Source organism: Paraburkholderia jirisanensis (assembly GCF_054782355.1).
Genome location: NZ_BAAGSQ010000026.1, coordinates 279602 through 305057 on the forward strand (window position 1 = coordinate 279602; position 25456 = coordinate 305057).

A 25456-nucleotide genomic window follows, 5' to 3' on the forward strand; every position below is an offset into this window, starting at 1 on the left:
GCCGATCCTGGCGGCAAGCGTACCGGCCAGCGCCGGCGGTGCGTTTTGTCTGTCCGACATCGTCATCATTCTCCAGGTGAAATGGCGCTAAATACGCCTGATGTAATCATCCCCGCCAGATTTGCAGGGAGGTCGAAGGAAGGCGTTTCGTCGAATGCCGCGGCGGCTGCGACACCCAACGGCTCGCCCTCGAAGAGACTGTTCAGAAATACCGCTGCGCCTTCGGGCAGGCGGGACACCAGCACGTCCTGTTCGGGCCGGGTAATCAGCGCGTCCTCGCGTTCGCTTGAACACAGCGGCTCGACCGGGCCGTCCTGCCGGTTCATCGCGAAGATCGCTACCGCCGGGTACGCGGAGCGCACGATTCGCGCGGCCGGATGCCGCGTGAAACACAGGTCGCCGAGTCGCGCGGGGTCGATTTCCGCGAAGGTCTGCGCGGGCAGCACCGGCAGGTCGGCTGCGTGATACGCATCCAGCCACGCGCGCTCGATACGCGCGACGTCCGCGAGCCACGGCATCTGCTGCGCGTACTCGTAGGCTTCGATGAAGTTGGGGAAACCGCGGCCATAGTCGAACAGCAGCGGCGAAACCGGCGGCGCGGCACGCACGTAGAAACGCGCCATCGCGCGGAAAAACTCGTTGCCGGTGATGCGCTGGACTGCGGGATAGATCGCGGCAATCGAGTCGATCAGACTGACCGTGACGTTGTTGCGATAGACGTTGTAGCGCTTGATCACGCCTTTTCCGGCGGCGGCGACGAGTTGTGCGGGTGGCGGCGCCGACGGATCGGTCAGGCCGCTCGCGAATGCCGTGGCGAAGTCGTTGTTGGCTTCAGCGGTGCGCGGGTGCCCGCGGTCTTCACGCTTCATCGTTCATGTCCGCTGTGACCGGCAGGCGATGTCTTTCCATCCGCTGCATGGCAGCGCGTGCCTGGCTGCGTAGTACAGGCCATGCGGGCAGGCTGCTGTCCCATTCGATCAGCGTTGCAGTGGGCCCGATGCGTGCGATTACATCTTCGTACAGCGCCCATACCGGATCGGCAACGGCGCAATCATGACTGTCGATCAGCAACGGTTCATCTTCATCGTCGCGCTGCTCAGTATGGCCCGCGAGATGAATCTCGCCGACACTGGCGAGCGGAAACTGCTCGAGATAAGCCCGCGCCGAATAGCCGTGATTGGTGGCAGACACAAATACGTTGTTGATATCCAGCAGCAGACCGCAGCCCGTGTGGCGCACGATCTCTGCGATAAAGTCGGTTTCGCTCAGCGTCGACGAATCGAATGCGACGTAGGTGGACGGATTTTCCAGCAGCAGCGGGCGCCGGATCGCCTCCTGCACTTCGTCGATGTGCTCGCACACGCGGGCCAGTGTCTGGGCGGTGTACGGCAGCGGCAGCAGGTCGTTATAGAAGGTTCCGGCGTGCGTCGACCATGCGAGGTGCTCGGAAACCAGCATCGGTTCGTAGCGCGCGACCAGCTCGCGAAAGCGCGCGAGATGCGCGCCGTTCAGCGGCTCGTTTGCGCCGATCGACATGCAGACGCCGTGAATCGAAATCGGATACGCGTCGCGGATGGCCGCGATGGCGCGATGCGGTGGGCCACCTGCGCCCATATAGTTTTCCGCATGAACTTCGAAAAACAGGCCATCTTCGACACCGTCGGCCAGAATCGCGGCGCGGTGCTCATGCTTGAAACTGGTGCCGGCAAACAAGGTGCGTTGTTGCATCGTGCGACAGGGACCATCACCTGCGGCCACCGTCACGGTACGGTTCAGATCGCTCATGACAGTCCCCGTCTTCAGCCGCGAATTACGACTTGATCGGCGTCAGCGAGCCATGGCCACCGCCCGGCACCGCAATGCTGGTGCACGTGCCGCCTTGCGTGAACTTCCACGAATTGCCCTGGAAGTCCATCGTCGACGTACCCTGGCAGGTCGTGCCGGGGCCGGCGGCGCAGTCGTTCTGGCCTTTCAGCGCGACGCCAAAACACTTTTCCTTGTGAGCAGCGACAGCCGCTTTACCTTCCGCTTCCGTCAACGGTGCAGCGTGGGCAGCCGACGCCAGCAGAGCGGCCAATGCGCCGGCGAGCACGGCGGAACTAACAGCGGTCTTCTTCGACATTGCAATTCTCCATTAAGTTGATTTGGCGCACCGCGACGATTGCGGCCGCCGGTCACGACCGGAAGCGAGTTCGAGGGCGAACGAATCCCTCCACAGCGCATGGATTCGAACTCGCTTCCGACAGGGCTACAGCAAACTTCTCAGGAAGGCTTTGGCACGGAAGTGCCGGCGCGCCTCAGGTTCAGACGGCCTGCGGGTTGAACGTCATGGCCAGCCCGTTCATGCAGTAACGCAGGCCGGTAGGCTGCGGGCCGTCGTCGAATACGTGGCCCAGATGGCCACCGCAACGGCTGCAATGCACTTCAGTGCGGGTGGTGTGAAACGAGTGGTCGACATGCGTCGCAATCGCGTGGTCGAGCGGCTCATAGAAGCTCGGCCAGCCGGTGTGGCTATTGAACTTCGTACGCGAAGAAAACAGGTTTAGACTGCAGCCGGCACAGGCGAACAGGCCCGCGCGGTGCTCGTCGTTCAGCGGGCTCGAATAGGGGCGTTCGGTGTCCGCCTCGCGCAGCACCGCGAATTGCGACGAGCTCAGCCGCTCGCGCCACTGTGCTTCGGTCAGCGTCACGTCGAAGTGTTCATTCAATGCGGCAGCGGCGTCCGCGGCCGACGTCTCTCCCGTCAGACTCGCAGCGAATGCGCGCCACTGCGGGAACGTCGCGAGCGCGGCCAGCGCGGCGCCACCGGTCAGGAAAAACTGTCTGCGGCTTTTCATGTGTGCCTCCGAACAGGTTGGCGCGGCTGCGGACCTCGTCCGTTTGCGCCGGAACCAAACATGTATGCAGAGTAACCCCCTTGCGGTGTCCAAGTCCTCACAGAAAGTTAAATTTATCGTGATAACTGAATCGCGGGAAATTCTGCACAATGTGCGTATAACTACCGCGTTACATCCGTCAAAATGACCCAACCCAAGCGTGTGCTGATCGTCGAAGACGACATCGATATCGCCAATGTGCTCGCGCTGCATCTACGCGACGAGCAATACGAAGTGGTGCACAGCGCAACCGGCGACGAAGGCTTGCGGTTGCTGTCGCAAGGCGGCTGGGACGCGTTGGTGCTCGATCTGATGCTGCCGGGCGTCGACGGCCTGGAAATCTGCAAGCGCGCTCGCGCGATGACCAGCTACACGCCGATCATCATCACCAGCGCGCGTTCGAGCGAAGTACACCGCATCATCGGGCTCGAACTAGGCGCGGACGACTATCTCGCCAAGCCGTTCTCGATACTCGAACTGATTGCACGTCTGAAGGCGCTGCTGCGGCGCGTCGATGCAATGTCGCGCGACCTGCGCGCACAGGCGGGCACGCTGACGTCGTTCGGCCTGTCGATCGACCCGGTGACGCGCGACGTCAGCATCGACGGTCAGCGTGTCGAACTGACGCCGCGCGAGTTCGACCTGCTTTATCACTTCGCGAGCCACCCGGGCAAAGTGTTCTCGCGGATGGATCTGCTGAACACCGTGTGGGGCTATCGGCATGAAGGCTACGAGCATACGGTCAATACGCATATCAACCGGCTGCGCGCGAAGATCGAGGGCGACCCGACCGAACCGGTGCGTATCGTCACCGTGTGGGGACGCGGATATCGCTTCGACGCAAACCCGGTAGCGCCCGCAAAAAGCGATTCAGCCGGTTGAGCGGCCCGGTGAAAGGAACAACGTGAATCTTACCCAGCGCCTGTCGTTAGTGTTTTCCGCACTGTTATTGGTGAGCTGCGGCGTGTCTGCATGGCTGCAGATTCGCGCGAGCGATCAGCACGACCAGCAGGTCATTCAAGGCTTGTCGCACGACCTTGCGTCGCATATCGCGCAGAACGGGCCGTTGATGGATGCACAAGGCCCGCGCGAGGACATGCTTAAGGCGCTGTTCAACCAGCTGATGGCCGTGAATCCGAGCGTCGAAGTCTATCTGCTCGACGCGCATGGGCAGATCAAAGGCGACGATGCACCGGCCGGACATGTGAAGCGGCACGCGGTGGGCCTGCGTCCGATTCAACGTTTTCTGGCTGGCGATGCACTGCCGATTCTCGGCGACGATCCGCGCAGTATCGACGGCCGCAAGGTGTTCAGCGCGGCGGCTTTGACCGGGCCCAAAGGCGCCACGGATGGATACGTGTACGTCGTACTGCTCGGCGAGGCGCACGACGAATGGGCCGCGCGTATCGAAGGAAATTCGGTATTGCGCACGACGCTATGGTCGATGGGGCTGGTCGCGTTGTTTGGTCTGATTGCGGGGTTGATGGCGTTTCGCCTGATTACGCGGCCGCTTGGGCGTCTTACTGAAGCCGTGCGCGATTTCGATGCGGGCGACGAAGTCGGCGCAGCCACGAAACTGGCGCAGCTCAACGCGACGCACGCGCGCGGCGGCGGTAGCAGCGAGATCGCGATGCTGGAGCGAGCCTTTCTGCAGATGTCGAATCGCATCGCGCAGCAGTGGAGCGAACTGAAGTACCGCGACCAGGAACGCCGCGAATTGATCGCGAATATTTCTCACGATCTGCGCACGCCGCTGACTTCGTTGCATGGGTATCTCGAAGCGCTTTCGCTGAAATTCGAAACGCTGGCGGAACCGGAGCGGCGCCGATATCTGAGCATTGCGCTTGGGCAGAGCACGAAGGTGGGGCACCTTGCGCAATCGCTATTCGAACTGGCGCGCCTCGAGCATGGGCAGATCCAGATCGCGCCTGAAGCGTTTTCGCTAGCTGACTTGCTGCAGGACGTGTTCGAGAAATTCGAACTGGCGGCTGAGGCGCGCCGTATCGTGTTGCGGGCGGATATTCCGCCGCGCTTGCCGGAGGTGTATGCGGACCTCGGCATGATTGAACGTGTGTTGACCAATCTGCTCGACAATGCGATTCGCCATACGCCGGAACGCGGTGTGATTGAAGTCGGGCTCGCGTTGCGTGGCGAACAGATTGTGGTGACGGTCAGCGATACGGGGCCGGGTATTCCGGTGGAGTTGCGCGATAGTCTGTTTCAGCGGCCTGTCAACGTGGGCGGGAATACGCAGCGCGTCGGTGGGCTGGGGTTGCTGATCGTGCAACAGATATTGCATCTTCATGGCAGCCAGATCGCGCTGGTCGAGCATGACGGCAAAGGCAGTGTGTTTGCATTTGCGTTGAAAACCGCTTGATGTCTTACGACATCTTTGCAGTTTTCCCCTTGGACTCAGGCTCAGGCCACGGCGGGCATCGTATAGAACGAATTCATCACGTGCCAGATGCGATGGCGGTTGATGCCCAGCACAGCGATATGCGCCACGCCCTTGATCTCGCTGAACTGCTTGTCCTTGTTCGACAGCTGTGAGAAGAATTCGAGCAGTTCTGCGTCGGTCGCATTGCCGTCGTGTTCGGCTCGCGTGATGCACACAGGGCAATGCAGCCGTTTCGGATCGACCAGCGGCATGTGGATCGCCATGTCGATGTAGGTGCCGTTCGGTGTGCGGTTGGTTAGTTTGAGTTCGTAATCGCCTAACGCTTTGGGGATGCGCGGATCGACCGTCGATGGATCGTCGCGCGAGAAGATGCCGTCGAAGCTCGCTTGCGACGTCGGCCGGGTGCTGCTGGCCTGCAGGTTTGCAATGTTCGCGCGGCGTCGCATGATTTCCGGTGCGCCCTCGCCGGTGTACGTGAATGCGTCCAGCACCATGCGGTCGACGCGGCCGGGTTGTTCCATTGCGAACACGCCGAGGCGCAGCGAACCGGAAGATTGTCCGTAGAACATGAACGTCTTTTGGCCGGTTGCTTTTTCGACAATCGGCATCGCTGCTTTCAGGTCTTCGACGCCGGAGCGGATATCGGAGTTGCTTGCGGTCTGCGACGAGCGGCCGTAGTTTTCATGGTCCATGGTCCAGACGTCGAAACCGTTGCGCGCGAACTCGTCCATCATCGAGTAGTTTTCGGCGCCGGGGACTTGCAGGTCGAAGCCGCCGCGGCCGGAGAAGGAGGAACCGTGCACGAGGAAGAGCACGGGTTTGGTTGCGGCATTGGTGTTTGCAGTGTCTGCGAGGCGCTTGCGGTAGATGTATAGCTTTACTGCGCCTTTTTGCGCCCAGTATTCTTCGGCGACGATTTGCGGTGCGGCTGGGTTCGTACTTGCGCTGGCGGAAAGCGGCATGGCGGCGGCTGCTAGCGCCATGGCCGCGCCTTGCAGGAAACGGCGTCGCTCAGCGGGTTGCTGCGGGTGTTCGGGGTTGTTCATTGTGTCTCCTGTGTCGTGATTGGATTGCTTTTTTTCGGTAATGTCCGCGGCGATGTTAAAGGAGTTTTGGGATTAATGGGAGCGGCGGTCTTTGGTTGATGCGCTGTCATGCGTGGAAGCCGTATTGCATGCTTTATGTAAGAGTTCGCCGCGCGCGCTGGATGAAGTCGATAGCCATACTCGCGTTGCTGACATGCTCAAGCTTTCGCATTTTGGTCCGTTGGTGGGACGGACCGCTTCTGGATCTCGCCGTCCATCATCCCGCTCAACAAAAGCCGCGATGTGGTGAATCGGTTTTTCTCTTAAATCCTGGATCGCCACCTTCAATATCAGGCCAACCTAAATACCAAAACAAGGCCAGCCTAATGACAAATGATTTAGGCTGACCTTATGAAAACCTGGAACCAGCGACTGGCCAGCGTGCTCGCCGAGAGCGGGATGAAGAAGAGCGCCTCGGCCGCGGAACTCAATGTAAGTGCGCCAACAGTTCAAGCCTGGGTCGGCGCGCCCGGCGTCGCGCCGGCGGTGAATATCACCGGCGAGAATCTGTTGAAGATTTGCCGCCTGTTTCACGTCAATGAGAGTGGCTGATATTTGGCCGTGGGCCGAAACGCGACGCTGGGTCGACCTCAGATGCAACGCATTTTGAAGATGGGCAGCAGCCCCAGATGTCGCGGACGCCGGCTGACCGACGCGCTTCAACCTGCGAGACTTGCGACGGCTTCTCCTGGCATTGAGAGAGGATGCATCAACGCGGCTTCGGGTTTTTTCTTGCGGAGAACGAGGTCTGGCTTACAGATGTTGTTCCGGTGGAATTTATCAATCCAATCGGCTAGGTGGTCCGCCCCTTATGGGCACCGCCCGTTTGCCAAGGAGAGTTAGCTTTCTGGCGGTCAGGCCCGTTGATGGAGGCGCGCCTCTCGTGGCCGTGATGGAAGGCGCCGTGAGTTCCTCAAAGGTGAGGGTTTTCGGGAGATCGACGCGCGGCACGATGGTTGCGCATACAGTTGGTGTGCCGTTGCACGTGTTCCAGCGGGTGCCGCCTGGGCACCGTTCACTCATTTTCAACGCCGAGCGCAACCATGACCGAACACTTCAAACCCCACGACCGCGTAAGCTGGAACACCCCACAAGGCGCGACACAAGGCGTTGTAGTGCGCGTAATCACACACCGCACGACGATTGCAGGTCATACGGTGGCCGCCTCGAAGGACGACCCGCATTACGAAGTCGCAAGCGAGAAGTCTGGCAAACATGCAGTGCATCGTGCTGACGGACTGCAACGGATCAAGGATTGATCGCGTCAGGTCCCGAAAAGACTCACCTTTGGCGTTGAACGTGCAGCGCGTAGCGGTGATGGGGTCGTGAAGCGTATCGCAGGGGAAGTGTGGGGTGAGCGTTTTCGGGACGTGCCAACACGCGTTTATGACACTTCCGTTACGTCCTCACCTCTTTCACCTCGATCGATACTCCTGGAAATCCTCACCATTGACGATCAGAACTTCACTCGCAGCTGAAAGCCAATCGTGAAAGGCAAGTTATCCGAAGGAATCGGCGGCACGATAATGAAGTTCATGCCCACGCGTTTGTACTCGGTCATGATGATCGGCGCCGCGACCGGCCCCACCGAGTGATTCCGGCCCAAACCCCAGTCGCCGTAGTTATAGCCCGAGATAATGCCGGCCATTACTGCAAGGCGAACGAAACCAAAGTGCGCGAACTCCGGTGCCCACACACCGCCGCCGTAGTACGAAGGCCGGCGCAGCGAATTGCGAAAGCCCCCGGCCGTCACCGCCCATTGGCCATTGAGCCAACACTCGACGCCGAGACCCGGATTGAATTCTTCGAAGTGTGTGCCTGGATCCGGATCGATGTGATACGAGGCGAACATCGCGTCGACCCACACGCCGCCCGAACACCAGTCAGCCGCATGGGCAGACGATGCCGCTGCAAGCCCCAGGGCCGTCGCCGCGATGGCGCGCCCGATCTTGTTCTTGATCTGCCGAAAACGCATGTCCTCTCCGCCGGCGGAGCGACGCCGGTGTTATCAAAACCGCGGTTTTGTTTGGAGTTGCTGCCCCGACGCGCACTGTACCCCACAAACAGCACGCGCCGTATGGAGCACTGCCTCGGAACAGGCCGCCTCGCGAAGCGGCTAAACCGCAGCAGGCAGGACAATAGCGGAATGCTGATGACAGAGCGGTGAACGTTTGGCATAAACGTTCACCGCAGGAAGACTTGACGCTGGCTTACAGACCTAGATCGGACAGGCTCGGATGATCGTCCGGGCGGCGGCCGAGCGGCCAGTGGAACAGGCGGTCCGCTTCGCGGATCGGCATCTCGTTGATGCTGGCGTGACGATGTGCCATCAGGCCGTTCTCGGCAAATTCCCAATTCTCGTTGCCATAAGCGCGGAACCACGAACCCGAATCGTCGTGGAATTCGTACGCGAAACGCACGGCAATGCGGTTCTCGGTAAACGCCCACAGTTCCTTGATCAGGCGGTAATCGAGTTCGCGCTTCCACTTGCGGGTCAACAAACCGACGATCTCCTCGCGGCCTTTGACGAACTCGACGCGGTTGCGCCATACGCTATCGGGCGTATAAGCCAGCGACACGCGTTGGGGGTCGCGCGTGTTCCAGCCATCTTCTGCGCCGCGCACTTTCTGGATAGCCGTTTCGCGCGTGAAGGGCGGGAACGGCGGACGGGATTCGACTTCAGCCATGATGGGCTCCTAAGCTCAGTGAGAGTCTTGCTCAACAGGGGAATGTCCGCCAGACGGCGAACGGGCAGGTGGGTAACACGCTTCCAGCAATTTTTCGGCGGCGCCGCGTGCATCGTGCGCCGCATCGGCGTCGCCACTGACGAGCGCCACGCCGATCGCGCCATCGATCAGAATCAGTAACTGACGCGACAGACGCGCAGCGCGACGCGTATCGACACCGATCGATGCGACAAATTCGTCGCACTGCGCACGCACGAAATCAAGCAACCGCTCCTTGTGCTCGCGCGCGACAACCCGGATCGGATCGTCCGGCGATGCGATTTCTCCAGCTGCGTTCAGGAACGCGCAGCCGTGAAAGTCTTCAGATACAAACCACTCGCGCAGCACGTCGAACATGCCGAGCAGGCGTGAATGCGGCCGTTTTCCGTGACGCAACGTGCCTTGTATGAACCAGTTCATCCAGCGCTCGTCGCGCCGCTCAAGTGCAGCGGCAATCAGCGCGTCTTTCGATTCGAAGTGCGTGTAAAAGCTTTTGCGCGCAGTGCCAGACTGCTTGACGATCGCGTCGACACCGGTGGCATGGATTCCGCCGGCGTAGACCAGCGCTTCCGCCGCGGCGAGAAGCCGTTCGCGGGCGCTGCTGGATGTCGGCGATTCAGTTGAGGTAACCATGCGGCGAATGGTAGAACGCTCATTCTACCTCGTCAAGTATTGTTTGCAGGCCGCCGTGAACACGCGCTCGGGCACAGTTTTGGCAGACATCACGGGAATGCACTATCTTGTTGCGAGTCGCTCAACGGAGAAGCTATGAAGAATCCCGCTGTTCGTGCAGCCGCCGTGCGTGCGCTGTTTCTCGTCGCGGTTGTGGCCACTGCCCTGACTGCCTGCACACCGCTGCAGGTGGTCACGCATACGGTCAGTACGACGGAATCGAAAGTGCCGGTCGGCCTCTATACGCTCGATGCGAATCATTGGAGCGTGATCTTCGACGTCGACCACTTCAAGTACACGCGATTTGCGATGCGCTTCGATCGCGTGAAGGGACAACTCGACTGGCGCGAAGGGGGAATGGCGAATAGCTCGGTGTCGATCGACATCGACGCCGCGAGCCTCGATACCAACGTGCCGCTGCTCGACAAGATGGTGAAAGGCCCTGACGTGCTCGACGTCGCGAACAACCCGCAGATCCACTTTGTCAGCACGCACTTTGAACGCACCGGCGAAGCGACGGGCAAGCTGACCGGCGATCTGACGATACGCGGCGCGACCCAGCCAGTGACGCTGGATGTCACCTTCAACGGCTATGGCGTCGATCCGCTGACCAAGCTCGATACGATGGGGTTTTCAGCGGAAGGTCGCTTTAGCCGCGCAAAGTTCGGCCTGACGACGTGGTATCCGGCCGTCGGCGATGACGTGCATGTGCGTATTCAGGCGGAGTTCGACAAGCCGCGGGCGGGTAGTGCGGGAGGTTGAAGGTGAGATTAAAGTCGGCCTCGCGCGGGTGGCGAGGCCGGTGACGGGATGATCAAACCGTCCAGTCGAGAATGACCTTGCCGCTCTCGCCGGAAATCATCGTGGCGAACGCGCGCTCGTAATCGTCCACGGCAAAGCGGTGCGTGAGGATCGGCGACAGATCGAGTCCGCTTTGCAGCATCGCCACCATCTTGTACCAGGTCTCGAACATCTCGCGACCGTAAATGCCCTTGATTTCCAGCCCTTTGAAGATCACCTGGGTCCAGTCGATCGCCGTCTGCGCGGGCGGAATGCCGAGCAGCGCAATCTTGCCGCCATGATTCATCGCTTCCAGCATGCTGGTAAATGCGCTCGGCACGCCGGACATTTCGAGGCCCACGTCGAAGCCTTCGGTCATGTGGAGATCCGCCATCACATCGCGCAGCGTTTCGCGCGAAACGTTTACCGCGCGCGTTGCGCCCATCTTGCGCGCGAGCTCTAGCCGGTAATCGTTGACGTCGGTGATCACCACGTTGCGCGCGCCGACGTGCTTCGCAATCGCGACCGCCATGATGCCGATCGGACCGGCGCCGGTAATCAGCACGTCTTCGCCGACCAGATTGAACGACAGTGCAGTGTGCGTCGCATTGCCGAACGGGTCGAAGATCGCGGCGAGATCGTCGGAAATCTCGGGCGGAATCTTGAACGCGTTGAACGCCGGAATCACCAGATACTCGGCGAAGGCGCCCTCGCGGTTCACGCCGACGCCAACTGTATTGCGGCACAGATGGCGTCGTCCCGCGCGGCAATTGCGGCAGAAGCCGCAGGTGATGTGTCCTTCGCCGGACACGCGATCGCCGATCGCAAAGCCGCGTACCTCCTGGCCCATTTCAACGATTTCCCCGACGTATTCGTGACCAACATGCATCGGCACGGGAATCGTTCTTTGCGCCCAGTCGTCCCACTTCCAGATATGGACGTCGGTGCCGCAGATCGCGGTGCGTGTGATGCGGATCATCACGTCGTTGTGGCCCACTTCGGGTTTCTTCACGCGGGTCAGCGTGAGGCCCGGGGCACGTTCGAGTTTTGCCAATGCTTTCATGTGGGTTCCTGACTGATTGCGGACTCGCGCCGCTTAAGCGGGACTCAGGCGGCGATGACGCCGAGCGCGCGGCCCACGCGCGCAAACGCGTCCACCGCGTAATCGATCTGTTCAGGCGTATGCGCAGCACTCATCTGCGTGCGGATGCGCGCGCGGCCGCGCGGCACCACCGGAAACGAGAAGCCGATCACATAGACGCCTTCCTGCAGCAGCGCATCGGCCATACGCGACGCAAGCTGTGCGTCGCCCAGCATCACCGGGATGATCGGGTGTTCGCCGGGCACCAGCGTGAAGCCGAGTGCGCTCATCGAACGGCGGAAATGGGCGCCGTTTGCGCGCACGCGTTCGCGTAGTTGCGCGCCTTCGTCGCCGGCCAGCAGTTCGAGCACCTTCAGCGATGCGGCCGCGATGCTCGGCGTCAACGTGTTCGAAAACAGATACGGACGTGAGCGCTGCCGCAGCAGATCGACGACTTCCTGGCGCGCCGCGACATAGCCGCCCGACGCTCCGCCGAGCGCCTTGCCGAGCGTGCCCGTAATGATGTCGACGCGCGACAGCACGCCGCAATGCTCGGGCGTGCCGCGACCGTGCGCGCCGATAAAGCCCACCGCGTGCGAATCGTCGACCATCACCAGTGCGCCGTAGCGGTCGGCCAGATCGCAGACCCCGGCAAGGTTCGCGATGATGCCGTCCATCGAAAATACGCCGTCCGTCGCGATCAGCTTGAAGCGCGCACCGGCAGCATCGGCTTCGCGCAGCTTCGCTTCGAGATCGGCGAGATCGTTGTTCTTGTAGCGGTAGCGTTTTGCCTTCGACAGACGCACGCCGTCGATAATGCTCGCGTGATTCAGTTCGTCGCTGATGATCGCGTCCGACTCGTCGAGCAATGTTTCGAACAGGCCGCCGTTCGCGTCGAAACAGCTCGAATAGAGAATGCAGTCGTCGGTTTGCAGAAACGCGGACAGCGCGCGTTCCAGTTCCTTGTGTACGGTTTGCGTGCCGCAAATGAAGCGCACCGATGCCATGCCGAAGCCGTCGCGCTTGAGGCCTTCTTGCGCCGCAGCGACGAGGCGCGGGTCGTTGGCGAGGCCCAGGTAGTTGTTCGCGCAGAAGTTCAGCACGCCGACGCCGCTCGCCAGTTGCACATCTGCCGCCTGCGGGCTGGCGATAACGCGCTCGGTCTTGTAGAAACCGTCGGCGCGGATCTGCTCAAGCGTGCCGCGCAGATGGTCGAAAAAGGAATCACGCATGGATCGGGCTCCTGGATGGAAGAGCGGCTTGCGCGCACCGTGTACGCCCTCTGCACCATGGGCGGTTTGGCGGCAGCCTGTTATAGTCGCTTGTCAGCTTTACTGGATTTTTCCAATTTTTCGAACTCAAGTTCGATATACCGAACAACTCTAAACGATAGGTCAGCGAATGGCAAGTTCCGGTTCGCGCCGTGCGGCGCCGGGTGCAACATCTGCTGGTTCCACAACCGCAGCGGCAACCGCCGCGCCGCCGCGCGTCGGCGAGCAGATCCAGCGGCTGCGTGCCGAACGCAAGATGACGCTCGACGAGCTGTCGCGTGCGGCGGGTGTGTCGAAGTCGATGCTGTCGGAGATCGAGCGCGACAAGGCCAATCCGACTATCGCGGTGGCGTGGCGGCTGACTCATGCGCTCGGCGTGAGCCTCGATTCGCTGTTTGCACAGCCGAAGGCGCCGGAAGCAATCTCGGTGGCGGGTCCGCATGAAATTCCCACGCTGAGCGGTCACGATGCGAAATACCAGTTGCGGGTTTGGGGGCCGATTGATCTGGCCGGCAAATTCGAGTGGTATGAGCTTACGCTTGCGGCCGGCGGCGCGCTGGTGTCGAACGCACATGAACCGGGCACGCGCGAACATCTGACCGTGCTACAAGGCACCATCGATGTCGAAGCAGCCGGCACGAAGAAGCGGCTGAAAGCGGGGGACACCGCGCGCTATGTGGGAGATGAACCGCATGCGATCCACAACGCCGGTAGAAACGACGCGAAGGCGTTGCTGGTGGTGATTCACGGCTGAGGCTGAAGTTTAGCCTGACGTGCGCGCGGTGCCCGTGCCGGTTAAACCGTGGGTCGGCCGTTCGGAAGAGGTTGCGCGAGATACTGTATATTTGTACAGTATATACCCGCCTCATCGCCGGCATCGGAGCCGAACATGAACCGCCCTAGCACCGACCTCGACGTCACGCTCGCCGCACTGCGCTATCGAAATGCGGCACGCGACCTTGCGCACATCGTGCGGCATGTCGCGTCACGTTATATCGCACAGCAGGTGCCGCTCACATGGCGGCTGCTGCATGCCATCGAGGCGGAAGCGCTCGCCGATCTGGGTTTCGCCAGCCGGCATGATGCGCTGCTGCTGGGCCTGTTTCAGCGGCCCACCGGTTTGCCCTATCCGGAAACCGACGATCTCGTCGATTTCGGCAAATCAAATGCGTTGCCAGCGGTTTTCGCGTTTGCAATCGAGGCTTATGAACGGGCGCAGCGGGAAGATGCCGCGCAGGCGGCACGTCAAAATGGCGGCGGCTCCACGCGTCGGCCGCGGGCCTGGGGCGACTAGACCGAGTGCGTAGATAGACAACGCACACACGGCACGCTGTCGTCCGGGCGTAGCAGCGGTCTACAATTTCGTGTCGCTTACGGTGAGATCCTGAATGGCCTCTCCTTTGCCTCCGTCTGGCGGAGTACATCCGCCGCATCCGCGCGGCGACCCCGACCTGTTCGAACGTGAGCGTGACGACTGGCTGCATGACCCTGTCGTCGCGTTCGACGCGTGGCTCGCCAAGCACCCGTTCCGTCATTCGTCGGCGCTGGTCTATCGCGCGCAGTGGGGGCTTTTCCTCGAGTGGCTGCGCGCGCAACACAAAACGCTAGCCACCGTCGACAAGCGTTCGATCGCCGATTTCGTCGCCGGTCTGTCAATCCGCAAGACCCAGCGCGCACGGTATCTGCGACTGATCGAGCGTGTGCTCGATCATGTTCGCTATATCGAACTGGCGTCGACCAATCCGGCCCGCTTCATCGCGCAAGATGGCGAGGCCGACTGGCGCAATGCGCGCGACAACGAGCCAACGGGCTTCCTGACGCGCGATGAGCGTGGCGAACTGGTCGCGCATCTCGCGTCGCCGGTTGCAGGGCTTTCGGCTGCGCAACGCTGGCGCGAGCGCCGGGACCGCGCATTGGTGGCCGTGTTTCTTGGCGGCGGCCTGAAAACCGGCGAAGCCAGGGTGCTGGCGCTGCCATGTGTCGAGATGGGCTCCGCATGGGTAACCGTCGATACCGGCAATCCCACCTTGGTCCGTCGTACCCGGCTTTTGCCGTTCGCGGTTGAAGTGCTCGATGCGTGGCTTGACGAACGCGCGGCCGCGCAGCTGGCAGGCGATCTCGTTTTCCCTGCGTCGCCCTTGGGCCGGCCGATGCATAAGGCAACCATGCTGCGCGCCATCGATGCGTTGATCGAGACATGCGGCATCGGTGCGTCGCGCGACGCGCGCGCGAGTCCGCAGACCTTGCGCAACTCGTTCGCCGCCGAACTCTTCGACGCAGGCGTTGAGCCTGAACTGGTCGGCCAGTGGCTTGGCTTCGCGCAGTCTGTTTCGGCCAGCCGCTTGCATCGCGCATGGAAGGCATGGGTGGGCGAACAGGCCAGCACCGACGGTGAGTCAAAGCGTAGCGAACAGTGAACCGGTGATCCGCGCAGCGGCGGGCGCTCACCGGTCGTCAGGTCCCGAAAAACCTCACCTCAGCGGTCCTGTATCGACTCACCTGTAGCGCGAAAGCTCTTACCGTACGCATAGTTAGCTCGACGCAGACACCGCGCTGGCAGACAAAAAGCGCGATACCGCTTCAAGCCGCGAAGCGCCCGGCCCTGATGAATGCTCGCATTCCGGGCACAGCAATTCGTATCGGTGATCGACTTGCGAAAGCTCCGGTTCACCCTCTGCGCATTTGGGACAACGTGAAGGCAATGGTACGTGGCCATCGATTGCAGTGCCGATCGACGCGAGGTCGGCGGCGTCCAGCTTGCCTGCTGTCGCCAGCGTGCAGAGCAGGTCGGCAATCGATGGGTCGATGCCTTGCTGTGCGCGGAGGGCCGCCAGCTGTCTTGTCAAAACGTCGAGTTCATCGGACTGTTCACGCAGTTGTGTGTCGAGTCTGTCGCCCCTTGCCTTGGCGGCGGCTATCTGCTGGATGAAGTCGAATTCCTTGCGGCTTGCGTCGCGCACGCTCGACTGATAGGTCGAGGCCATGCTGCGCAGTGAGTCGAGTTCGACCAGCATTGGCTTCACACGGCGCTCCGCTTCAGCTATGGCGTCTTTAATCTGCTGCGCGTAGTGCTCGGTGCTCTGGCGCATTTCGACGTGCAATGCATCGACGCGGTCGCGCAGTGCGGCGTTGGTGGTCTGTTCCGCATCGAGTCGCTTGCGCAGCGTTTCGTTTTCCGCGTCGAGTCGGCGGACACCGGCCTGCAAGCTTTCCTGGTGGGCTGCGCCTTGCGTGATGGCCGCCGCCAGTTGTGCCTCGAGCGCACGCACCTGTTCCCAGGCGGCATCAGCACGTGCTTCGCTGCGCGCGACCGCTTCGGCGGATGCTTCGTGACGAATTTTGCCGTCGTGAGTAGCCTGTTGCGCTGCTGAGATTAGCGCCTGCATGTCCTTGCGGTCATTGTCCAGCGCGGCGCGTGCCTCGTTCAGTGCCGATTCGTACAGTGCGCCGAGCAGCTCGCCGGCGCGTTCTTCGAGTTCTTTGGGTAATACGCCCGCGCCGATGCGCACGCGCGACGCGCCGCGAATCCGTTCCCAGAAACTGTCGATATCTTTAGGAATATCGCTGGCGCTGCCTGTTTGGGTCAGATCGCGTACAGCCGCCATCGAAGGACGAATGCCAAGATCAAAAAAAAGCCGCTTGCACGCGTGTAGCGACAGCTCCTGACGCCGTGCGCCACTTTCGCGCATCGAATCCAGTTCGTGCCGGATGGCCTGGCGTTCTTCATCGAGGTTCATGTCTGCCTCTTCAGGGACGGTGACCGGATGAATAATAACAAATTACGTAGTAATCAATACACTTTTGGCCGTTGCTTGGCGCTTCTGCGCTTTTGCGACCTGCATGATTGTGTCAGAACGACTTACCGGTGTGTTTTGCAGGGTCTTCCGTGAAACAAAGCGAAGATTAGCCTATAAATCTCTGTATATAAAAGAAATTTCTGGGTCTACGGACTTCGACCCTATGTTTCACGAAATGAAATGCCGAAGCGGAGATTGGTGGAGAGGTTTCTGCAAGGCACTCTCGGGGCAAAAGTCTTGAGAGTAATAAAAGTAAACACCCTTGAACCCTTGTTAAAAACGTTAACGCCAGGCCAAACCTATACCTGGTAAGGCTCTCCGGAACATGAGGTGAAGCTTTACGGGAGGTCCGGTGAGGTTGCGCGGGATATCAGAGTGATGGGTTTCAGGGCACGGGGTGAGGGGCTGCGGGACAGATCGTGAGCGGATTCAGGAGACGCTGAAAAAGAGCACTCCGCCAAGGGTGAGAGTTTTCGGGGCCCGGACGGCCGGACTTCCCTATTCTGCCGCATCCAGGCGCGTCAACGCTGGTTTTGGCCGGGTGAGCGGATTCAGGACTACCTCCGGAGGGGATTTTGAGCGTCGATTTGGCCTCGAAAATGCTTGCGGTGAGCCATCGCAGGAGCCGGCGACGATCAAAGGTGAGGTTTTTCGGGGGCACAGCACCCATTGCGCGCATCAAAGGCGTGTCCGAGGGGCTGAGGTGAGGTTTTTCGGGAGGCTGCGGCCCGGTTTGGGCAGATTGGCATGCGCGCAAGTGATTGTGGCTGCCGTTGCGCGGCAAAAGTGAGGTTTTTCGGGAGAGAAAACCGCTCACCCGGCAAATGCCCGATCGCAATAGATCGGCGTGAAAGTGAGGCTTTTCGGGAGCCTTTGTGAGCACTAAAAAACCGTCAGGTGAGGAAATACGGGACCTGGTTTGCGTTCACTTACGGGAAAAGCACCGTGGAAGGTGATCGGTGAGACGAAATTGACGCACCGGCAAAATCAAAAGGTGAGAGTTTGCGGGAGCGATGAATGCATCTCGTGCGATTCAAGGTGGCGAGCACTGGCCGACGATGGTGAGAATATCCGGGAGCGCGTCGACGTCATGCATCGCCTGACGAACGCATCGTAAGTACCGGGATCGATTGAAAAATTTGCGCAGAGCCGCAATAGGTGAGGGTTTTCGGGAGGTGGGTTCGCGGTCCGTCCTTTTAGGGTTTCGAGGCGTGCCGCTGAGGTTAAGGTGAGGATTTCCGGGAGGCTCGTGGAACGGTGCGGACGTGCCGGTGGCGTGAGGCTCCCGTATTTTCTGGTTCTCACGGTAGCGTTAGGTGAGGGTTTTCGGGAGCTAGTGTGGTGTCGTGCTGCTGGGCGCTCGGGGTGATCGGCCCGCGTCACGCGTTAGCAGCTCAGAGGCTCGGATGCGGGACGAGGGCCGGGGTGAATGCGGAGGGTTGCGTGGAGCGCGTTGTGGGGATCGTCGGCTGTTGAGCGGGCCCCCCTCGCGCTGCCCTGTGGGCGACGGCTGTGCGGGCTGTGAGGCGCGGCGCGCGCCATTGGCACGCGCTACTGCATGGGCAATGGCGATACTCGAGCAGAGGCCCTTGCAATACCGCGTGCGTGTGGCGACTGCGGAGCTGGCGATGCTGGTTGGGGAACATGGCGTCATTTCAGGATGCGCAACAGTCGCATCGCGTCATCCTGCCTGCCTGATGTCTCGATATTCAGACCTAGCCGACGAGCACATCAAAGTGCCCATATCGACGTCGTAAATTAACGACGCCAGCTTAGGTGAGCCGATACGGGAGCAGATTCATCACGCTCCGTTCACCCTCCGCGACGGCGGTTCCAGCCGATCCCACGACATGCAACGGATGCCGCTAAATCAAGGAATTTTGGCCGGTGAGAGTTTTCGGGAGCCCTCGAGGTGAGGAGCGGTTCGTAAACGCACTTCACCCCAAGATGGTGAGCGCGGCCCTATAGACGGCCATCACCCCAGCCGGTATCCTTGCGCAAAATCCTCCTCGACCCGACCGCATGGCCACGAAGCGCGCGAAGAAAACCGATGTGGTGAGCCCGAGCTCCGCCGAATTGCGCAAAGCCGTCGAGGCCATCGCGATCCAGCCGAAGAACGGCAAGATCACGCTGCTTACTCGCAAACTGTTCAACGTCCTTCTGGCCGTTGCGCAGCAGGCGGACGAATCCGGCGACACATACCGCGCGCTGCTGTCCGACATCGTCGCGAATTCCGCGTTCGATTCGAACGATACGGCGCTCGTCAAAGAGCATTTGCGGCGGATGGTGTCGGTGCAGGTCGAATGGAGCACGGGCACGTCGAGCCAGAAGCCCGGCCGCAAATGGGGTATCTCGACGCTGATCGCCGATGCCGAAATTCTTGAAGATCCGGCCACGCGGCGGGTATGGGTCGAATTTTCATTTGCACCGAAGATCAAGAAGAAGCTGCTGGACCCGGTGCAGTACGCGCGTTTGAGCCTGCAGTTCCAGAGCCAGTTGCGCAGCAGCGCGGGGTTGGCGCTGTACGAGATCTGCGTGCGCTATCTGACCAATCCCAGCCACCTGACAATGCGCGAATCCTGGGAATGGTGGCGTCCGATTCTGTCTGGCACGCCGGACACTGAGGCCGGCGACGAAGCGAAGCGCGAGTACAAGTACTTCAAACGCGACTACCTGCGCCCGGCGATTGCGGAAGTCAACGCGGTCACCAACATCTTTGTCGAACTGATCGAACATCGGGAAGGTCGGCGTGTTGCCGAGATCCAGTTTCGCGTGTCGGAGCGCAAGCAGCCGATGCTCGCGCTCGATGAGCACCCGAACGTGTTCGACAGCACGCTGGTCGACCGGATGGTCAAGATCGGCATTCCGTTGAAAGAAGCGCAAACGCTCTATGCGGACAGTGAAGAAAACCGGATCCGCGCCGCGCTGCAGATGACCGAGCAGCGCATGCGCAGCACGACCTTGCCGCCCGTGCGCAGCGCGCCGGCGCTGTTCAAGGATGCGCTGAAGAAGGGCTATGCGCCGCCGGTCGAGGCGCTGCCGCCGGCAAGCGGAGGCAAGGCCGCGGCTGCAGTTCCCGCAGACGATCTGAAGGCGCGCTTGCTGAGCGAGTATGCAGCTTACCGCCGGAAGGAAGCGCAAGCGCTGTACGACGAGCAGGGTGAGTCGGAACGCGAACTGGCGCGGCAGTCGTTTGAAGAAGACGAGTTGCCCGACCTGGGCGGCCACATGCGCGACGACTGGCGCCGTCGCGGGCTCGATTCGAAGCTGGCCGAAACGGCATTCTTCGACTGGCTCGCTCGCAAGACGTGGGGCGAGCCAACCGATGGCGATCTGCTCTCTTTCACGCTGAGTCAGTCGCGCGCGGCTTGATCTTGCGGGCACGGGTTCGATTCGGACCCGCAAGTCGCCCCTACACGGGGTTCTGCACGAACTTTGTCACTCGCCCTTCTGCTGCAGCATCTGCTCGATCTGATGCAGGATGGCGTCGCGCTTGTCGCGGGATAGTCCCCGTAACTTGAGTTCGATCCGGTCGTCGCCGTATGACTTCAGATCGCCTACCGATACGCCATCGAACTTGATCTCGAGCCGCTGCGCGTAGCGCTGCCGTCCAGCAGGCTTCGCCGTTTCCTGGGCGCTAACCCTGCCCTTTACGATGTCGGCGACCTGACGCGTGCTGAGATCGTCGGAAAGGATCTTGTTGATCAGGCGCAGCGTCGCATCAGTGCCGCGAGCGGTATGGTAGCGGCCAACCTGATAACCCATGTTCGAGCCGAAGCGGTCCGGACGCGTAACCATCTCCTGCATCACAACTTCCGGCAGTTTTGCAATCGACAACGCGACCGCAACCGTCGATTCGTCGAGACCGAGATGCTCGGCCAGCTCCTTTTGACTCTGGAAGTGTTTGTCTTCCAGAAAACGACGCCACACGACTGCGTTGTCGAACACTGTCTGTGAGTCGCGCTGAACGTTGAGGTCGTAGCCGAGCTTGTAGCTCTGGATGCCGATCGGCAGATCGATAACGATCGCTTTCACGGTGTCCTTGTTGGCTTCTTTCAATGCACGCACGCGCCGTCCGCCGTCGCTGACGAAGTACGTTCCCGCGTTGTCGTAGTCGGGAATGACGTGGATGGCCTGCTGTTGCCCCTGCTTCGCAAGGTTTACCGCAAGCTCGGCAATCGACGACTTCAGATAGAAATGACGCGGATTAAACGGGCTTGCCTTGATCGTCTTCAACGGAAGCTCGATAACCTGCCCATGCCGATATCCGTGCTCGGTACGCCAGGCGCGATACTGCGCCGATTCGCTTATCGACTCCGGCTGCTCCGCTTCATTGGATGCGGGTTGGGAAATCGACTGGCTTGACCGGCCGGGTATTTCGTTGGCTTTACGATCGTTCTGCACCAAGCCGTCGATTGCATTAAGCCGGTCCAACGCTGTCCGCTTTTCGCTGCTGGTCGTATCCGGGCGCGCTTGAAAGCCTTTGGCGAATTGAGAGGGTTTCATTCAGTGACCTTTATGCGCATAAATTCAGGGGAGCAAGGCGGCAAGTTCATCGGCTACCGCGCGGATTTCGAGGCTGGCGAGTTTGGCGCCGCGATCGTTCATTTGCAAGACCGTCTGTCCTAACGCCATCGCCTGCTTGTACGCCTCGCGAGTGGGAATCTGGGTTTTGAGCAACGGGAAGCCGAGCTCTTCCAGCGCACGCTTGAGTTCGCGTGTGAGCATGCGCTTTTCTTCGGTCTTGTTGAGCAGGAATACCGCACGCAGGTCTTCGTTCATTACCTGCGCTTGCTGGATCAGTTTGACGAGTCCGACGCTCGACCAATAGTCGGCGGGGGAAGACGAGGTTGGGATGACAGCAACGCTGGCCGCGAGCAACACGACGCCCGAAACCTTTTCGGTGATCGACGGTGGGCAATCCACCACGATGATGTCGTAGTCCCCGACGAACTTCTTGATCTCGCGGTGGATCTGCCCACCGGCTTCAGAGAGATTGACTACAGGAAACGGGATGCCCGCATCGCCTTCTGACGAGGCGCTCGCCCAATGGATCAAGGTGTTTTGTCCATCCGCATCGACGACGAGAACCCGCTTGCCCTTTTCGTGGAATGCGGCGCCGAGATGCATCGCAATCGTGCTCTTTCCGACGCCGCCTTTTTGTTGTGTCACTGCGATGATTTCAGCTGCCAAGCTTCACCCCTCTCTTTTTTGGACGCTGCTGAATTCTACCTTGATGTTATTTATATTTGAGTGAATTTTGTTGTCCAGCGACGACAAACTGGCCGTTCGGCCTAGCTTTATGCGCATAAAGAGGCAGCGATTCGTGACGGCAGGAGCTGTGCGCGCGAGAGGTGGTGATCCGTAACCTTAGTGTGCGGATATGCATGCGGCGTGGAGAGAGATGGCATCACAAGATCAAGCGGCCAGGAGCGCCAGCTCGCGCCCTCAACGACGTGATGCGTGTTTCTTGAGCTGGGCTAACGCGGCTAGCCGTTGAAGTTTGCCGGTGAGGATCAGTTGTAGATGGCTGGTCCCGGATCATCACGTTGCTGCAGTCGGGTAACTTAGCGGCTTGGATGTGCCGCGTGGGCATGCGCCAAGGCCGCGAACAAGACATCCAATCAAGAAAGTCGGCAGCCGCGCAAGCGACAGGCGCTGGGCTCCCTTTGCGTGAGGTCAACGCGCTAATGAATCGCAGCCTTTATGCGCATAAACCCGCCGCCGCAAAACGCTAACCCCATCACCCGCTAAAATCCTTCTTCCCATCGACCAACAACCCACCCTCTCAGTCACCTTCGATGATCACCATCTACCACAACCCCCGCTGCTCAAAATCGCGAGGCGCATGCGATCTTGTCTCGAACACCTTTGACCTTCAGAACGAGCCAGTGAAAATCGTCGAGTATCTTCGCGAGCCGCTAACGGCCATCGAATTGAAGGAACTGAACCGCATGCTGGAATGCCCGGTGCGCGACATGCTGCGCGATACCGAAGCCGAATTTAAGGACCTAGGCCTAGCCGATCCTGAATTGACGGACGAGCAACTGTATCAGGCGATTGAACAACACCCCATCCTGATGCAGCGTCCTATCATCGTGCGCAACGGTAGAGCAGTGATTGGCCGGCCGCCGGAAAACGTAAAAGCGCTATTCGGCGAATAAACCGAATAGCGCTTAAAAAAAAGAGAGCGACTCGAAAGCAGCTTAACCGTCAGGACTTCGCAACCGACAATACGGCATCCTTGGTCGCAATTTTGGTTGGGATGATGCGCAACTCGACGAACGTATCGGCAATGCGTTGCTGTTCTGCGAGCACTTGCGCATCAACCGGCTTGTACGTGTGTGCGTAGTGTCGCAGGCCGGCTTCAATCACGCTCGCATCAAGCCCCTGAATCGGCGCGAGCTGCGCGGCAGCTTCAGCATAGTGGTCGCGCACCCAGCTGCCTTTACGCCCAGCCTCGTCCACGACCGCATTAATGATGTCGCCGTTATTCTGCGCAAAGTCGCGTGCGCTAAGAAAGAATTGATGGTGACTCACCACACCCGCGCCATCGAGCAGCAAGCGCGCATTGGATTGCCGGCGCGCCGCTTCAAGGAACGGATCCCAGATCGCCCACGCATCGATCGCGCCGCGCTCGAAAGCAGCGCGCGCGTCGGCAGGCGGCAGGAACACAAGCTGAACATCCGTATAAGCGACGCCTGCTTTTTGCAAAGCAGCCACGACAAACCAGTGCACGTCCGAGCCTTTGTTGAACGCGAGCTTCTTTCCCTTCAGATCCGCTACCGAGTGGATCGGCGCATCGCGATGCACGAGGATGCCCTCGGCGTGCGGCGTCGGAATCTCGTACGCGGTGTAGACGAAATTCGCGCCCGCCGCCTGCGCAATCACCGGAGGTGCTTCGCCCACATAGCCGAAATCGATCGAACCGACGTTGAGCCCTTCGAGCAGCTGCGGCCCTGCTGGAAACTCAGTCCATTTGACACTGACGCCAAGCGGCGCGAAACGCTTTTCAAGCGTGCCGTCGGCTTTGAGCAGAACCAGCGTACTCGCGGCCTTCTGATAACCGATGCGGATTTCCTTGGCGCGCGCGGCGGCAAACGAGGGCAGGGCAGCGGCCGCGAGGACGGCGCCTGCGCCGGCAAGAAACGTACGGCGCGTCGATACGAAATGGCGGGACATGATAGTCAGACGACCTGAACACTTGAACGGTCGCAACGTGGACCGATTGCGCACAACGATAAGTCGCCTGCATCGGTTCACGAACCGATAAATTCGCATAAGCAAATCACGGGGAGCGAACGTCGAATTCGTACGCCGCTTGCGCCCACGGCACGAAAACCGGTTCAAATCCGCCGGCCCATGCTCACTCGCTGGTTCACTCTCGCGCACCGCCATCGACACCGGTCTCGTCCAGGCCGCTGAGCGCACGCGAAGCGGCCCGCACCAGGCCGATCTGCTTGCGGAAGTTGCGGCAGCCGCTGCAGGCCGGCAAATGCACGCCGACCGCCAGCCACTCGCCCGCGGAAAGCGAGCGCTCGAGCGCGTCCGACAGCAGGCGCGTGATGTCTATACATTTACCCATGGACGTCCTCGCTCGAAAGTCCCTTTTCGGTCAGGCACGTGCGCAGCCGCAGCCGGGCGCGATAGATCATGACGCTGCAGTGGTTCGCGGTCATTTGCAGCTCATTGCAGATCTCTTCCGTTTCGAGGTCGAGAAATTCCCGCATCATGAATACGCGGCCGATGTTCTCCGGCAGATGATCGAGGCACGTCTCGAACAGCGTCCAGAACTGCTGCTGCTGCAGCACAGTCTCCGGCGTCGGCCAGCGGCGCGGCTTTGCTTCGCGTGACCAGTGGCCGTTCTCCTTGAAGAGCTCGCGGTCGAGCAGCGATTCTCCGTCCAGTTCGTCTTCGAGGGCGGACAGGTTGATGGTCCGCTGCTTCACGCGCAGCGTATCGATCAGCTTGTGACGCAAAATGCCGAACACCCATGTCTTATGCTCCGACTGACCGGCGAACCGGTCGGCTTGCGTCCACGCTGCGGCAAGCGCTTCCTGGACGGCGTCTTCCGCCGCCGCCGCATCGCGCAACTGCAGCCGCGCAAAGCGCAGCAAGTCGCGACGTAGCTGCGACAGATAAACGGGATCCTCGAACGCGCGCGTATCGGCCGCGCGCTTCATATGCGACCTCGGCGACCTCGTCGTACGGTCTCATATGCGATGCGCGAACACCGGACACGAAACCGTGAATGTCCGGCACCGGCAAACAGCCGCACGGCAGAAAGCAGGCGCCGTTGCCGGAGCCTGTCGAAATCGGTTGTTGTCATGTTGGGCGGAAGTCATTGAGCCCGCTTCGGGCAGACCTTCCATTGTCCTGCACGAACCGCTGCTTGCGGGATTTGCTGAAAAGTGCGCAGCAAGCCATCGACGTCGACATCCGTGAGTCGCGTGGATGGCTTGTTTATGACAGAAAGAATGCTGAAATTTTTTCCCTGTACTGCTGCGGTGCACTAATGCCAATACAAACTGCGGCAGTCACTCCAGCCGGCGGTTAACGTCAAGTTTTGCCGCCGCCGTCGAGTCCGGCGCCCGTGCGCCAGACCTTCTTGCCTTCTTCCGACAATTGTCCACTGCTATTGGCCGGGTCGGATTGCGTATCTTCGACGGCCATGTTCCCGCCTGCCTGTTCTTGAGCCTTTTGCCGTTCGCCCTTGCGGACAGCAACGGCTTCGTCATGTGATTTGCCTGAGTAAATGCGGGTCATTTTA

At 60.5% G+C, this 25456-nt stretch carries 27 protein-coding genes; 10 read left to right on the forward strand and 17 right to left on the reverse strand.

Going from position 1 to position 25456, the window contains the following annotated elements:
- Nucleotides 1-65 precede the first annotated feature (65 nt).
- The 4 genes from ACYVNQ_RS17565 to msrB form a co-directional block, all read right to left on the reverse strand.
- Entirely contained in the window at nucleotides 66-869 is an 804-nt protein-coding gene (locus ACYVNQ_RS17565) for an HvfC/BufC N-terminal domain-containing protein (protein ID WP_460903829.1), read from the reverse strand.
- A complete protein-coding gene (gene bufB / locus ACYVNQ_RS17570; RefSeq protein ID WP_460904949.1) occupies nucleotides 859-1728 on the reverse strand; it encodes an MNIO family bufferin maturase in 870 nt (289 codons plus the stop codon). Before bufB ends, ACYVNQ_RS17565 begins: the two co-directional genes overlap by 11 nt.
- 82 nt (nucleotides 1729-1810) lie before the next feature.
- Nucleotides 1811-2122, reverse strand: a complete 312-nt coding sequence (locus ACYVNQ_RS17575) for a BufA1 family periplasmic bufferin-type metallophore (protein WP_460903830.1) — start codon at nucleotides 2120-2122, stop codon at nucleotides 1811-1813.
- A gap of 181 nt (nucleotides 2123-2303) precedes the next feature.
- A complete protein-coding gene (msrB, locus tag ACYVNQ_RS17580) occupies nucleotides 2304-2837 on the reverse strand; it encodes a peptide-methionine (R)-S-oxide reductase MsrB (RefSeq protein WP_460903831.1) in 534 nt (177 codons plus the stop codon).
- A gap of 183 nt (nucleotides 2838-3020) precedes the next feature.
- Between msrB and ACYVNQ_RS17585 the strand changes: the two genes are divergently transcribed.
- Nucleotides 3021-3758 (forward strand): response regulator transcription factor, encoded by a 738-nt coding sequence (locus tag ACYVNQ_RS17585; RefSeq protein WP_460903832.1) that lies wholly within the window; start codon nucleotides 3021-3023, stop codon nucleotides 3756-3758.
- Between the two features lie 22 nt (nucleotides 3759-3780).
- Nucleotides 3781-5253 carry a sensor histidine kinase gene (locus ACYVNQ_RS17590; RefSeq protein WP_460903833.1) on the forward strand — a complete coding sequence of 491 codons (1473 nt, stop codon included), beginning with the start codon at nucleotides 3781-3783 and terminating at the stop codon, nucleotides 5251-5253.
- 41 nt (nucleotides 5254-5294) lie between these two features.
- Here the strand turns inward: ACYVNQ_RS17590 and ACYVNQ_RS17595 are convergent, their stop codons facing one another.
- Nucleotides 5295-6320: an alpha/beta hydrolase gene (locus ACYVNQ_RS17595; RefSeq protein ID WP_460903834.1), complete on the reverse strand. Its 1026-nt coding sequence runs from the start codon at nucleotides 6318-6320 to the stop codon at nucleotides 5295-5297.
- Nucleotides 6321-6710: 390 nt separating this feature from the next.
- On the opposite strand from ACYVNQ_RS17595, the gene ACYVNQ_RS17600 reads away from it, so the two are divergent.
- Both ACYVNQ_RS17600 and ACYVNQ_RS17605 read left to right on the forward strand, forming a co-directional pair.
- Entirely contained in the window at nucleotides 6711-6911 is a 201-nt protein-coding gene (locus tag ACYVNQ_RS17600; RefSeq protein WP_460903835.1) for a helix-turn-helix domain-containing protein, read from the forward strand.
- Nucleotides 6912-7402: 491 nt separating this feature from the next.
- Nucleotides 7403-7618 (forward strand): hypervirulence associated TUDOR domain-containing protein, encoded by a 216-nt coding sequence (locus ACYVNQ_RS17605; RefSeq protein WP_460903836.1) that lies wholly within the window; start codon nucleotides 7403-7405, stop codon nucleotides 7616-7618.
- Nucleotides 7619-7815: 197 nt separating this feature from the next.
- Here the strand turns inward: ACYVNQ_RS17605 and ACYVNQ_RS17610 are convergent, their stop codons facing one another.
- The 3 genes from ACYVNQ_RS17610 to ACYVNQ_RS17620 all read right to left on the reverse strand — a co-directional run bounded on the left by ACYVNQ_RS17610 (nucleotide 7816) and on the right by ACYVNQ_RS17620 (nucleotide 9718).
- Nucleotides 7816-8334 (reverse strand): hypothetical protein, encoded by a 519-nt coding sequence (locus ACYVNQ_RS17610; RefSeq protein ID WP_460903837.1) that lies wholly within the window; start codon nucleotides 8332-8334, stop codon nucleotides 7816-7818.
- 235 nt (nucleotides 8335-8569) lie between these two features.
- Nucleotides 8570-9046: a nuclear transport factor 2 family protein gene (locus tag ACYVNQ_RS17615; protein ID WP_460903838.1), complete on the reverse strand. Its 477-nt coding sequence runs from the start codon at nucleotides 9044-9046 to the stop codon at nucleotides 8570-8572.
- A 15-nt stretch (nucleotides 9047-9061) separates the two neighbouring features.
- Nucleotides 9062-9718, reverse strand: coding sequence for a TetR/AcrR family transcriptional regulator (locus tag ACYVNQ_RS17620; protein WP_460903839.1), 657 nt, complete (start codon nucleotides 9716-9718; stop codon nucleotides 9062-9064).
- Nucleotides 9719-9853: 135 nt separating this feature from the next.
- Here ACYVNQ_RS17620 and ACYVNQ_RS17625 point away from each other — a divergent pair, with 135 nt between their 5' ends.
- The gene (locus ACYVNQ_RS17625; RefSeq protein ID WP_460903840.1) at nucleotides 9854-10519 is read left to right on the forward strand and encodes a YceI family protein; all 666 of its coding nucleotides are present in this window, start codon (nucleotides 9854-9856) and stop codon (nucleotides 10517-10519) included.
- A 52-nt stretch (nucleotides 10520-10571) separates the two neighbouring features.
- Here the strand turns inward: ACYVNQ_RS17625 and tdh are convergent, their stop codons facing one another.
- Together tdh and ACYVNQ_RS17635 are read right to left on the reverse strand one after the other, a co-directional pair.
- Complete coding sequence (gene tdh / locus ACYVNQ_RS17630) at nucleotides 10572-11600, reverse strand: L-threonine 3-dehydrogenase (RefSeq protein ID WP_460903841.1); 1029 nt, start codon at nucleotides 11598-11600, stop codon at nucleotides 10572-10574.
- Nucleotides 11601-11644: 44 nt separating this feature from the next.
- Nucleotides 11645-12850: a glycine C-acetyltransferase gene (locus tag ACYVNQ_RS17635; RefSeq protein WP_460903842.1), complete on the reverse strand. Its 1206-nt coding sequence runs from the start codon at nucleotides 12848-12850 to the stop codon at nucleotides 11645-11647.
- Between the two features lie 169 nt (nucleotides 12851-13019).
- On the opposite strand from ACYVNQ_RS17635, the gene ACYVNQ_RS17640 reads away from it, so the two are divergent.
- The 3 genes from ACYVNQ_RS17640 to ACYVNQ_RS17650 all read left to right on the forward strand — a co-directional run bounded on the left by ACYVNQ_RS17640 (nucleotide 13020) and on the right by ACYVNQ_RS17650 (nucleotide 15306).
- The gene (locus tag ACYVNQ_RS17640; protein WP_460903843.1) at nucleotides 13020-13643 is read left to right on the forward strand and encodes a helix-turn-helix domain-containing protein; all 624 of its coding nucleotides are present in this window, start codon (nucleotides 13020-13022) and stop codon (nucleotides 13641-13643) included.
- A 135-nt stretch (nucleotides 13644-13778) separates the two neighbouring features.
- Nucleotides 13779-14183 (forward strand): DUF2471 family protein, encoded by a 405-nt coding sequence (locus tag ACYVNQ_RS17645; protein WP_460903844.1) that lies wholly within the window; start codon nucleotides 13779-13781, stop codon nucleotides 14181-14183.
- A 94-nt stretch (nucleotides 14184-14277) separates the two neighbouring features.
- The gene (locus ACYVNQ_RS17650; protein WP_460903845.1) at nucleotides 14278-15306 is read left to right on the forward strand and encodes a tyrosine-type recombinase/integrase; all 1029 of its coding nucleotides are present in this window, start codon (nucleotides 14278-14280) and stop codon (nucleotides 15304-15306) included.
- A 114-nt stretch (nucleotides 15307-15420) separates the two neighbouring features.
- Here ACYVNQ_RS17650 and ACYVNQ_RS17655 read toward each other — a convergent pair whose 3' ends face one another.
- On the reverse strand, nucleotides 15421-16626 hold the full coding sequence (locus tag ACYVNQ_RS17655) for a DNA-binding protein (protein ID WP_460903846.1): 1206 nt from the start codon (nucleotides 16624-16626) through the stop codon (nucleotides 15421-15423).
- 2082 nt (nucleotides 16627-18708) lie between these two features.
- Here ACYVNQ_RS17655 and ACYVNQ_RS17660 point away from each other — a divergent pair.
- On the forward strand, nucleotides 18709-20058 hold the full coding sequence (locus ACYVNQ_RS17660; RefSeq protein WP_460903847.1) for a RepB family plasmid replication initiator protein: 1350 nt from the start codon (nucleotides 18709-18711) through the stop codon (nucleotides 20056-20058).
- 66 nt (nucleotides 20059-20124) lie between these two features.
- Here the strand turns inward: ACYVNQ_RS17660 and ACYVNQ_RS17665 are convergent, their stop codons facing one another.
- Together ACYVNQ_RS17665 and parA are read right to left on the reverse strand one after the other, a co-directional pair.
- On the reverse strand, nucleotides 20125-21192 hold the full coding sequence (locus ACYVNQ_RS17665; protein WP_460903848.1) for a ParB/RepB/Spo0J family partition protein: 1068 nt from the start codon (nucleotides 21190-21192) through the stop codon (nucleotides 20125-20127).
- A 24-nt stretch (nucleotides 21193-21216) separates the two neighbouring features.
- The gene (parA, locus tag ACYVNQ_RS17670) at nucleotides 21217-21879 is read right to left on the reverse strand and encodes a ParA family partition ATPase (protein ID WP_460903849.1); all 663 of its coding nucleotides are present in this window, start codon (nucleotides 21877-21879) and stop codon (nucleotides 21217-21219) included.
- Nucleotides 21880-22487: 608 nt separating this feature from the next.
- Between parA and arsC the strand changes: the two genes are divergently transcribed.
- A complete protein-coding gene (gene arsC, locus ACYVNQ_RS17675; protein WP_460903850.1) occupies nucleotides 22488-22850 on the forward strand; it encodes an arsenate reductase (glutaredoxin) in 363 nt (120 codons plus the stop codon).
- 49 nt (nucleotides 22851-22899) lie between these two features.
- Here the strand turns inward: arsC and ACYVNQ_RS17680 are convergent, their stop codons facing one another.
- The 4 genes from ACYVNQ_RS17680 to ACYVNQ_RS17695 form a co-directional block, all read right to left on the reverse strand.
- The gene (locus ACYVNQ_RS17680; RefSeq protein WP_460903851.1) at nucleotides 22900-23868 is read right to left on the reverse strand and encodes a sulfonate ABC transporter substrate-binding protein; all 969 of its coding nucleotides are present in this window, start codon (nucleotides 23866-23868) and stop codon (nucleotides 22900-22902) included.
- A gap of 196 nt (nucleotides 23869-24064) precedes the next feature.
- Nucleotides 24065-24271 (reverse strand): zf-HC2 domain-containing protein, encoded by a 207-nt coding sequence (locus ACYVNQ_RS17685; protein WP_460903852.1) that lies wholly within the window; start codon nucleotides 24269-24271, stop codon nucleotides 24065-24067.
- Nucleotides 24264-24869, reverse strand: a complete 606-nt coding sequence (locus ACYVNQ_RS17690) for an RNA polymerase factor sigma-70 (protein WP_460903853.1) — start codon at nucleotides 24867-24869, stop codon at nucleotides 24264-24266. The genes ACYVNQ_RS17685 and ACYVNQ_RS17690 overlap by 8 nt, the downstream gene beginning before the upstream one ends.
- A 376-nt stretch (nucleotides 24870-25245) precedes the next feature.
- Entirely contained in the window at nucleotides 25246-25452 is a 207-nt protein-coding gene (locus ACYVNQ_RS17695; RefSeq protein ID WP_460903854.1) for a hypothetical protein, read from the reverse strand.
- Nucleotides 25453-25456: the final 4 nt, after the last annotated feature.